Origin of the sequence: Metabacillus niabensis (assembly GCF_902829255.1) — a bacterium.
GTDB lineage: Bacteria > Bacillota > Bacilli > Bacillales > Bacillaceae > Metabacillus > Metabacillus niabensis.
This window is the reverse complement of record NZ_CADEPK010000432.1, coordinates 1-10,956: the sequence shown is the minus strand read 5'-3', so window position 1 is coordinate 10,956 and position 10,956 is coordinate 1. Positions and strand designations below refer to the sequence as shown.

General features: G+C 34.3%; 10 protein-coding genes. All 10 read right to left on the bottom strand.

Annotated elements, in window-relative coordinates:
• Nucleotides 1–290: 290 nt before the first annotated feature.
• On the bottom strand, nucleotides 291–1,769 hold the full coding sequence (gene spoIVA, locus HU235_RS23570) for a stage IV sporulation protein A (protein ID WP_095301120.1): 1,479 nt from the start codon (nucleotides 1,767–1,769) through the stop codon (nucleotides 291–293).
• Between the two features lie 221 nt (nucleotides 1,770–1,990).
• Entirely contained in the window at nucleotides 1,991–2,713 is a 723-nt protein-coding gene (locus HU235_RS23565) for a hypothetical protein (protein ID WP_095301119.1), read from the bottom strand.
• A 24-nt stretch (nucleotides 2,714–2,737) separates the two neighbouring features.
• Entirely contained in the window at nucleotides 2,738–2,941 is a 204-nt protein-coding gene (locus tag HU235_RS23560; RefSeq protein WP_095301118.1) for a DUF2768 domain-containing protein, read from the bottom strand.
• Between the two features lie 715 nt (nucleotides 2,942–3,656).
• A complete protein-coding gene (locus HU235_RS23555; RefSeq protein WP_095301117.1) occupies nucleotides 3,657–4,688 on the bottom strand; it encodes an NAD(P)H-dependent glycerol-3-phosphate dehydrogenase in 1,032 nt (343 codons plus the stop codon).
• Between the two features lie 62 nt (nucleotides 4,689–4,750).
• A complete protein-coding gene (der, locus tag HU235_RS23550; RefSeq protein ID WP_212591226.1) occupies nucleotides 4,751–6,061 on the bottom strand; it encodes a ribosome biogenesis GTPase Der in 1,311 nt (436 codons plus the stop codon).
• A 668-nt stretch (nucleotides 6,062–6,729) separates the two neighbouring features.
• Entirely contained in the window at nucleotides 6,730–6,921 is a 192-nt protein-coding gene (locus HU235_RS23540) for a capping complex subunit for YIEGIA (protein WP_095301115.1), read from the bottom strand.
• On the bottom strand, nucleotides 6,918–7,811 hold the full coding sequence (locus tag HU235_RS23535) for a YIEGIA family protein (protein ID WP_095301114.1): 894 nt from the start codon (nucleotides 7,809–7,811) through the stop codon (nucleotides 6,918–6,920). The genes HU235_RS23540 and HU235_RS23535 overlap by 4 nt, the downstream gene beginning before the upstream one ends.
• A gap of 1 nt (nucleotide 7,812) precedes the next feature.
• Nucleotides 7,813–8,412, bottom strand: a complete 600-nt coding sequence (locus HU235_RS23530) for a YphA family membrane protein (protein WP_095301113.1) — start codon at nucleotides 8,410–8,412, stop codon at nucleotides 7,813–7,815.
• A 358-nt stretch (nucleotides 8,413–8,770) separates the two neighbouring features.
• Nucleotides 8,771–9,832, bottom strand: a complete 1,062-nt coding sequence (fni, locus tag HU235_RS23525) for a type 2 isopentenyl-diphosphate Delta-isomerase (RefSeq protein WP_095301112.1) — start codon at nucleotides 9,830–9,832, stop codon at nucleotides 8,771–8,773.
• Between the two features lie 17 nt (nucleotides 9,833–9,849).
• A partial coding sequence (gene rpsA, locus HU235_RS23520; RefSeq protein WP_174881788.1) for a 30S ribosomal protein S1 occupies nucleotides 9,850–10,956 on the bottom strand: 1,107 nt, incomplete at its 5' end.

The window sequence follows — 10,956 nt, the reverse complement described above, 5'->3', positions numbered from 1 at the left end:
ATTTTTAACAAATTTACTGAATTATTTTATTAATATATTTAATCTAATTGTAATAATAATTTTTTTTGAAATTTTCTGTTTTTCAATATAATTTTTCTTACTTTAACTAAACTTTCAACTTTTTTCAAGAATTTCATAAAACTATGCTCTTCACGATAGTCCCTTCCAAATAATTGTTTGAATTTTTCCGATTGATTTTTTAAAGGCTGCTTCTTAAGAGAAATTTCGAAAAAGATTAGCCTATCCACCAGCAAAAAAGAAAAAGACCTCTTTTTAGGGAGGTCTTAAGGTTATAATATGATGGCTATTAATCCACCGGATCCTTCATTAATGATTCTTTCTAGAGTTTCTTTCAGTTTGTATCGAGCATTTTCAGGCATTAGGGATAATTTAGCCTGAATTCCCTCACGAACAATTGAACTTAAGCTGCGACCAAAAATATCAGAATTCCAAATTGATAATGGATTATCTTCAAAGTCTTGCATTAAATATCGAACTAATTCCTCTGATTGCTTTTCAGTTCCAATAATTGGTGCGAATTCTGATTCCACATCAACCTTAATCATATGGATTGATGGAGCTACAGCCTTTAATCTTACACCAAACCTTGAACCTTGTCGGATAATTTCTGGTTCATCAAGGCTCATATCCGTCAGTGCAGGTGCGGCAATTCCATATCCAGTTTGTTTGACCATTTTTAAGGCATCAGCAACTTGATCATATTCTGCTTTAGCATAGGCGAAATCCTGCATTAGTTGTAATAGATGATCCTTACCACGAATTTCAACGCCTACTACTTCTTTTAAAATTTGATCGTATAAATCATCAGGAGCATATAAGTCAATCTCAGCTATCCCTTGACCCATTTCTATTCCAGCAAGACTCGCTTTATTAATAAAATCATACTCACTAAACTGTCCTACAACACGATCAACATCTCTTAACCTTTTAATATCTTTCACTGTATCTTGTACTGCTTCTTGATAGCTTTCTCTTAACCAATGATTTTCTCTTAATACCATGACCCAGCTTGGCAAATTAACATTTACCTCTAATACTGGGAATTCATATAATGATTCTCTTAATACATTTAATACATCTGACTCCCTCATACTTTCTACACTCATTGCAAGTACAGGAATATCATATTTTTCATTTAAAGATTGTCGAAGGGCTTCTGTTTCCGGATGGTGCGGTCTTACGGTATTAATAATCATAATAAACGGTTTTCCTACCTCTTTTAGCTCGTCAATGACCCTTGCTTCAGCCTCTAAGTAGTCTGCCCGAGGTATATCCCCAATAGAACCGTCAGTTGTAATGACACATCCGATTGTAGAGTGTTCTTGTATCACTTTACGAGTTCCAATTTCTGCAGCTTCATGAAAAGGTATTGGTTCTTCATACCAAGGTGTATTAATCATTCTTGGCCCATTTTCATCCTCATATCCTTTAGCTCCTGGTACAGTATAACCTACACAATCTACTAATCTAATATTGACGTCAAGTCCCTCACCAACATGGATTGAAACAGCTTGATTTGGGACAAATTTAGGCTCAGTTGTCATAATCGTTTTACCAGCTGCACTTTGTGGTAATTCGTCTTGAGCTCTAGCTTTATCTGATTCGTTTTCAATATTAGGTAAAACAACTAGCTCCATAAACTTCTTAATAAAAGTAGATTTACCTGTTCTTACTGCACCAACTACTCCTAAATATATATCGCCACCAGTTCGTTCAGCGATATCCTTGAAAATATCTACTTTTTCCAAGTGATCCCCTCCCGATTTTACAATTTGGGATAAAGCTTATCCGTCATCTATAGGACTCTATATATGTATGATGTTGTCCTATTTATTTATGACTTAGCTAACAAATTTTTTTCTACCATCATTCATATATCATTCTTAATCCATTACTTAAGCGTAAAAGAAAACCCTTCTTTTAAAGTTTATTCTTAAAAGAAGGGTTCATGACTTATTTATCTATTTTTTTATTTCTTTTCAACATAAAATACTGGTTCACCTTTATCATTTATTGTATACGGAAGCGAATAAACTGGAACAAAGTGACTATTTGACACTAAAATATCTCTAATATCATCACCTGTTTTAAAATTATGGTCATTTGATTCTAGCGCCTTATACAAATCAATTCGATAATCTACATAAACTTCAGCATTAGTATCTATGACAAATGGCAAATATTCACCTGAAAAGGGACTTTGAACAGTTGGTGGTTCATTATATCCAAGCTTATCATAATCTAGAGTATATACATTATCAGTTATCTTCTCTTTAAATGGTGGATACCCATTCGATTGACGATATACATCAAGTCTAAGCTTTAGCTCTTGTATTGCTTCAGATATGCGAATATCAATTAACTTAACTGTTGGGTTTTCTTCAACATCGACTAAGACGTAAAGATAGACTCCCCCACTTTCAAAGGCCGTTCCTGGTGGTTCGGCTATGTATTTAGGTGAAATGGCCGAAAAATCGATTGGATATTTTTGATAAATAGGTGTTGACATGTCCCTTGTTTTTATTGGTAATAGCCCATCTGTATCCTCTTGAAATTTGTTAACTGAACTTTGAACAGCAGCAATTTGATCCTCATAGGGAATTGTATTCTTTTGTAATTTATCGTCAGGGTATAAACAACCAGCAAGTAATGCACAGCCTATAATTATAGGTAACATTTTCAAACACTTCATCGTTAACAACTTCCTTTTACCGTTTTATTCAGATACAGGTCCACTAAAAACAACAAAAAGTATGATTATTCCTGCTAGAATCATAAAAATATAGGCAAATAATGTTACTATAAATTTAATTATTCCGTTTTTAAGTTTGAAACGACTCAAATAGATTAATATGATAGCAATAAACATAAACCCCATAGAAGCAAATGAAATCCACATTTTCATTAAAGCAATACTCATAGCGTTCCCCTCCTAAAAGCAAAGAAAAAGCGCTTAATTCAGCTATTAAAACAGCTGAAAAAGCATTTTTAAATTTTTTATATTGAAAAGCTAAATAAAAATATTTTACTAAATAAATGTTCAGATTTTTTTACACCTTTAAATTATAATTTAAATTTTTATATTTCCTCTTCATTGCCTGTCAATCTTCTTCTCCGTTCCCATTTACGTACACTCTTTGTAGATTATAATATACTTTAGTATGCTTGTCCAAAGGTCATAGCTCAAATCCCCTTTAATCAGAAGGCGTTTACAATACAGATCCTATAGTACTAAAAATGAAAAAAAAACTGAAGTAAAGAGGGGACGAACTTTACTTCAGCAAGGTGAATGACTAAATTGTACCCAACATAAGAACAACTCTTAATTAACTACGTTGCATATTATGCGGTTTTTAATGATTTTGTATCCTCTAATGCCTAGAAATGTCATGTAAACTTCACAAGAAAGGTATAGTGTTCAGGCAACCAAGGAAAAAACCACCAATACATAAATTCCCGCTTTTTTTTGTGAACGCAGTTTATACCTTATCGGATATATTATTACCCTTAGAATTATTCTTCTTATAGTATGCTATATATGTCATGATGGTCACATCAATAATAAAATACTTCTTTTATCAACTACATATTTTTCATCACCAAAGAAAATTTAGCTTACTGAAAGAATATATCTTTTAGCGATTCTCCATAATATTCACGAGATCTTCCATTTCATGTGTTTTTACTCGAGCCATTAATGAATCAACCGCTACCTTAGGTGACTGTCCATTGAATAAGACTTCATATAACGCTTCTGTAATTGGCATCATTACATTGTATTTTTTCGCCAGTTGGTAAGCAGCCTTTGTAGTACGAACTCCCTCAACGACCATTCCCATATTATCTAATACTTCATCTAGGTTTTGTCCCTTACCAAGTAAATGTCCTGCTCTCCAGTTACGAGAATGGACACTTGTACATGTAACAATTAAATCCCCTATACCTGTTAACCCAGAAAACGTAAGAGGATTCCCTCCCATTTTACTTCCTAATCGAGCAATTTCCGCAAGCCCTCTAGTAATGAGAGCTGCTTTTGCATTATCACCATATCCAAGTCCATCTGTGATACCCGCTGCTAACGCAATAATATTTTTTAAAGCTCCACCAATTTCGACGCCAATAACATCTGGATTCGTATACACCCGAAAATGTTGGTTCATAAATAAATCCTGTATGTATTCTGCAGCTTCCATATTTTTTGATGATGAGGTAACTGTTGTAATATGTCGTCTGCTTACTTCTTCCGCATGACTTGGTCCAGATAATACGACGACATCTTTTAATAAATGAGAAGGCATTTCCTCTTCAATTATCTCGGAAATACGCATTAATGTATTTGGTTCTATCCCCTTACTAACATGAACAATCGTCATTTCTTTTTCTAACATGCTTGATATGTCTTTAAGAACATCGCGAATAGCCTTTGTTGGAACGGCTAAAACAATGGTTTGTACCTCTTCAAGACTTTCTCTTAAATTTGAATAACCTGTTATATTACTTGGTAATTCAATACCTGGTAGATATTTTTCGTTTCTTCTCGTACGATTCAATTCTTCAATCGCTTCTGGACGATGGCCCCATAACTTCACATGATGTCCGTTATCAGCAAGCACAATTGCTAATGCCGTACCCCAGCTACCGGCACCTAATACTGTTATTTGTTCCATAGTAACACGTCCTTTTCTAAAAAAGGGTAACCCATTTTTGATGCATTACCCTTTACTATCAATTATTTTCTTTCCCTTGCAAAAATTTTAATTGGAGTTCCTTCAAACTCAAAAGCATCGCGAATTCGATTTTCTAAAAATCGTTCATACGAAAAATGCATAAGTTCAGGGTCATTAACAAACACAACAAAAGTAGGTGGTTTTACAGCTACTTGTGCAGTATAGAAGATTTTTAATCTTTTTCCTTTATGTGTTGGAGTTGGATTCATTGCGACCGCATCCATTACGACGTCATTTAATACATTCGTTTGGACTCTTCTTGAATGATTTTCACTCGCAAGAATTATTTTTGGCATTAATGTATGAATCCGTTTCTTTGTGATCGCTGATAAAAACACAATTGGAGCATAATCTAAAAACTTGAAATGATCTCGAATATTTTCTTCAAATTCTTTCATTGTCCGTTCATCTTTTTCTACAGCATCCCATTTATTCACTACTATAACAACAGATTTTCCTGCTTCATGAGCATAACCTGCAATATGCTTATCCTGCTCAATGATACCTTCTTCTCCATTAAGTACTACTAAAATAACATCTGAACGATCTATCGCCTTAAGAGCACGAAGAACACTGTATTTCTCAGTAGTTTCATACACTTTCCCTTTTTTTCTCATTCCTGCTGTATCAATAATGACAAACTCTTGACCCTCATATTTATACACAGTATCAATTGCATCACGCGTAGTTCCGGCAATATCACTTACGATGACACGTTCTTCACCTAAAATAGCATTTACTAATGATGATTTCCCGACATTAGGACGACCAATTAAAGAAAATTTGATCGTTGAGTCATCATAATCTTCTGTCCCTAAATTTTTAAAGTTTTTCGCGACCTCATCTAATAAATCTCCTAAACCTAATCCATGGGATCCTGAGATTGGAAATGGCTCTCCAAATCCTAATGAATAAAAATCATAAATGTTTGCTCTCATTTCAGGATTATCAACTTTATTCACCGCAAGAACAACAGGTTTATTTGAACGATATAATATCTTTGCAACTTCTTCATCTGCGGCAGTTACACCTTCACGAACATTAGTTAAGAAAATAATAACATCTGCTTCTTCAATAGCAATTTCAGCCTGATGTCTAATTTGCGATAAGAATGGTTCATCCCCAATATCAATTCCACCTGTATCAATTAGATTGAATTGATAGTTTAACCATTCTCCTGAACTATAAATTCGATCTCTAGTTACTCCTGGTACATCTTCTACAATAGAAATTCTCTCTCCTGCAATTCGATTAAAAATTGTCGATTTCCCTACATTAGGACGGCCAACAATCGCGACAACAGGTTTTGCCATACCCTTCACCCTTTCTTAAATTCATTCTATATATGTCTAAATAGAATTTTTGAGATTTTATTTGTTAACTTTAATAAGTAAAAATAATTGGCTGTTTTCGCAAACTTTGTTACTTTTTTTACAGTGTAGTCGTTCGTCGTTGATTTCCTCGTGCAGACTTGCTTTCCGCGGGGTGGGTGGTGAGCTTCCTCAGTGTAAATACCTGCTCAAGATTAACCTCTCCCACACATCCCGCAGGATTCTCGCATTTACGCTCCAATTCCAATCAACCCTTATAAAGTTAATACTAAAAACAACAAACTTTTAGTAAAGAGCCTTACTTTTTTACCATGAACACTATTACATAAGTTTGCTATTAGTTGAAGCCTGTCCAAAATATCTATGTTATGTATGAAATATTGCAATCATTATTTTTATAATGACCCACACCTACAATCATCATACAGTGTATGTGCAGACTTGTTTAGATTTTCGCTGCAAAGTTTGCTCATAACAAAAAAGTGCAAGCGGAGATTCCTTTAAGCTTCTAAGGATAAAATTCGAATTACTGGATTCAGAAAGTAACATCGACACTATTTTATCCTTTTTTAAGCTGATAAAAGAAACCCTTCTATCAAAAAGAAGGGCTTAACTTTTATATATTAGCAAACATTTTTCAAATACTCAACTTAGTGTTTAACAACAATATACATATCATCACCGATTCCATGCGCGATTCCATCTAAAATTGCTTCAAGGTTTTTTGCATAAAAATCCATTTCCTCTTTTGTTTTACATATAAATATTGCTGTGCCACCTGCAGCTTTAGTTTTATCAGTAGTAATGATCGCAAGAATATATTTATCCAATGTTGAACTCATCTATTTTCTCCTTTGTGATTCGCCTTTGCTTCAGTAGGCATTCTAATTGCATTCTCAAGCGTTGGTGTCTCACCAATGACACGAATTGCTTTTTCTATATCTCGTTCCTGGGGTAAAACAAAAACCCCTAATCTTCCATCACTAAGGTCTCTTTTTGCTAAAGGAACTAAAGCTGGTTCACCTGAATCACGAACTACTCCTAATGCAGTTGAAACATCATGTAATATCGCCTGTCTTTGTCCTAAATTTGCAATTGTAGCTTTTGAATTTACACTTTTTGGAGTTAGGATAAATCCCATACCATATTTAAGAACATCCTTCTGTTTATCTGGTATCCCGATATTCATAATATAAATATTTCCAACATACAGGCCAGCACCTTCAAAATGCGGCTCTACATATTCAATTGTCACAATATCTTTTATACAAGTTCCTGACATTAATCTTCGACAAACAAAAAAACAAATTATTCCTACTAAAATGGCTAATAGTAAGTTTCCTACTAAATAAGCTAAAGTCGTAAAAAGAGAGGTAAATATAACTAAATAATTTCTACTCTCGAATGCAACAGCAATTCCCTCAATATAAGTGCTTCCCCGAGGGACAAGTTCATAGCCATCGAGAACAGTTAGTGTATTTCTTTCCATATTACGGACATCGCGAAATTGAGAAGCTGCAAGAGTAAGAAAGGTAATTGCAGTAAAATCTTCCTCCATAATCGAAGGGACAGCAACTGTTCCTAAACCTGCAGCGATAAATCCAAGTGCTATATGGATTATCTTTCCGTGTAAATATGTTGGATATTGTCGGTAGTCTGTTTTTAACATATGCAATCTACATAATACCCCGACTAATATTCCAAAAATAACCGGGTACGTATATTCATTCATATTAACCTTGTTTCTCCTTTGCAGGTTTTTGTAATGTATGTTCTAAAATCGTAATAATATGTTCTGTTACCATCCATAAAAATATAATTAAACAGCCGATCACTAGCATATCTAAGCAAGCAGAAGTACCGATCGTTAGACCATCATAAAATTTCCCTAATATCATCCAATATAAAAATTCCCCTTGGCATATAGAAATCATACACAATGCAAATCTATGTATAGGATGTTTCCCTAAATAAATGGCTAAAACACCAATTAATACACTTACTAATAACCGATAATCGATGAAGAACCAAACGGGATCATATACTCTGAACAACAAAATTCCTGAATAAGCAAAGGTTAAAGTTAGCGTCATGATAAGTAAAGAGAGCGATTTTTGTTGTTTCTGTTTAACAGCTAAGTAATATCCAAGAAATAAAAACAAGAACAGTGACACCCTTATCGTGTAATCTCCGACAATGACATAATATTTACTTAATAAAATCGTAATCATTAAAAAAATACTCAGCTTCACTCTCAGCTTATTTTTCTTCATTAAAAATGTTGTTACTATCCAAGCTAGCCACATAATCCAATAAAAATATATTCCTTCCACTTCCTACTCCTCCTACTATACCCATTATGCCTTTTTTCAATTATCTTTAATCAAACATTGGAGAAAATAAGGAGAAATTTTTTATAGAAAGGTAGGTAAGAACTTTTTAAAATAAATAGCAATGTTAAAGGTTATTCTTGATTTTTATCCACTTAATTGATTAGAACGGATACATAAGACTCATGTAGAGAGAAACGTGTCATTGGTTACCCACATATTGAGCTTAAGAGGGAGGCTCAAGATCATCCAATAAAAAGCACATGTCTGAAGCAGAAATCAACACCAGTTGTACTGGGCAAAAATAAATAAGGCTATTACACGAAGGATTCTTCCTTTCTGTAATAGCCAATTTAAAATATCACTCTTTAGTCCTTAAACTATACCGTTTCGTATCAATTCCTCTTTCAGTTAACCAATGATGTGTGTGACCGGTTATAATTAAAGGAGCTAGTTGTAGCTCTTTAATTGTTCTAGTGCCTAAAGCTGTCATAAGAAGTGTTAAATCTAATTTCATTTGTTCGATTAAACGTGTTAATTTTTTAGCATCCTGCTCTATTAATACCTTTAAGAAGTAACCAGAGATCCCGACTGCTGATGCCCCTAAACCGATCGCTTTTGCTATATCAAGTGCGTTTTGAATTCCTCCTGTACCGATGATCGACATCTGTTCATCGACACTCCTCACCTCAGCAATAGATGCTGCAGTTGGAATTCCCCATTGATTAAAATAATCTAACACACTTTCTCTTCTTAAGTTTTCAACTTTTGCAAAATTTGTTCCGCCGTATCCTCCAACATCAACTACGCAAACACCAACTTCCTTTAACTTTTTTGCTACTTCCTTATTCATTCCAAACCCAACCTCTTTAACGATAACCGGTATAGGGATAGCGGAAACAATCTTTTCGATTCTATTTAAAACATCAGTAAAATCCCGATCACCTTCAGGCATAATAAGCTCCTGAACTACATTTAGATGAATTTGCAAAGCATTTGCTTCTATCATGTCAACAGCTTGCTTTGCTTGCTCAACTGTTGCTTCACTACCTAAATTTCCGATAATGATTCCGCTTTTATTTACTTTTCTTATTACCTCATATGTAGGTCTTTCTTCTTTATCCTTTAGGGCAGACATTTGTGAGCCAACAGCTATCGCAATATTTGTTTCCCGCGCAACATTTGCTAAAGCCTTATTTATTTCAAGTGTACTCTGTCCCCCGCCACCAGTCATGGCATTTATAAAAATTGGCGAACTTAAAGAAAGTTCGCCAATTTTTGTTGATAAATCGATATCTGTTACTGATACATTAGGTAGACTTTGATGAACAAACGTTATATCTTCAAGTCCATTCGTACGGTCTTGACCAGTTGTTAATGCGTGCTGAATATGTTCAAGTTTTCGTTCTGCTCGATTGCTCAACTATACCACCATTTTAATTATTTTAATTTTTTCAATTGATCTCCAATCATTTCACCAAGTTGGAATCCTGATGAAGTTTCTTCCTGAGCTTGGTAATTACGGAAGTCCTCATCTGATGCTTTTTGAGTTTCCTCTAATTCACGCATGCTTAAAGAAATTCGTTGTTCTTCTTCATTCACATCAAGAACTTTTACTTTTACTGATTGATTATACTCAAGTACTTCCTGTGGTGTACCAATATGTTTATTTGAAATTTGAGAAATGTGAACAAGACCCTCTACACCTGGTAGTATTTCTACAAATGCACCAAATGATACTAATCTTTTTACATGTCCTTCTACTACATCACCTACTTTAACCTTTTCAGCGATGTTAGCCCATGGGCCAGGTTGTGTTTCTTTTATCGATAGAGAAATTCTCTCATTATCACGATCTACACCTAGTACCTTAACTGACACTGTTTGCCCTTCCTCAACTACATCAGATGGCTTATCAATATGAGAATGAGAAAGCTGTGAAATATGAACCAAACCATCAATTCCACCAATATCAACAAATGCACCAAAATCAGTTAATCTTTGGACTTTCCCTTCAATAACGGAGCCAACTTCAATCGTTTCAAGTAGAGCAGACTTCTTTTCATTTTGCTCTTTTTCAATTACAGCACGATGAGAAAGAATTACTCTGTTTTTCTCACGATCAAGTTCAACAACGATTAAGGATAATGTCTTTCCCATATAATCAGAAAAGTCTTCTACAAAATGAGCTTCAACTAAAGATGCCGGGATGAATCCTCTTACCCCTAAATCTACTACAAGTCCACCTTTAACTACATCCTTAACTTCCGCTTCGAAAACCTCTTTAGATTCATATTTTCGTTCCAACGATTCCCATGCTTTTTCCGCATCTATCGCTCTCTTAGAAAGAACTAATGCTTCTTCTTCTACCTTTAACACTTTTAATTCTAATTGATCATTTTCATTTATAACATCTGATGCCTTTTCAACATGTAAACTTGAAAGTTCACTTATTGGAATAATCCCTGTAAACTTACAATTTTCTATTTCGACTATTACCTGTTTTTCTTCTACCTTCGTTACAATACCTTTAACCACATCTCCAAC

Coding starts and splice junctions, on each gene's coding strand:
- HU235_RS23540 (WP_095301115.1), bottom strand. CDS start 6,921: ATGAGTTCAACATTGGATAAATATATTCTTGCGATCATTACTACTGAT.
- HU235_RS23535 (WP_095301114.1), bottom strand. CDS start 7,811: ATGAATGAATATACGTACCCGGTTATTTTTGGAATATTAGTCGGGGTA.
- HU235_RS23560 (WP_095301118.1), bottom strand. CDS start 2,941: ATGAGTATTGCTTTAATGAAAATGTGGATTTCATTTGCTTCTATGGGG.
- HU235_RS23555 (WP_095301117.1), bottom strand. CDS start 4,688: ATGGAACAAATAACAGTATTAGGTGCCGGTAGCTGGGGTACGGCATTA.
- HU235_RS23565 (WP_095301119.1), bottom strand. CDS start 2,713: ATGAAGTGTTTGAAAATGTTACCTATAATTATAGGCTGTGCATTACTT.
- der (WP_212591226.1), bottom strand. CDS start 6,061: ATGGCAAAACCTGTTGTCGCGATTGTTGGCCGTCCTAATGTAGGGAAA.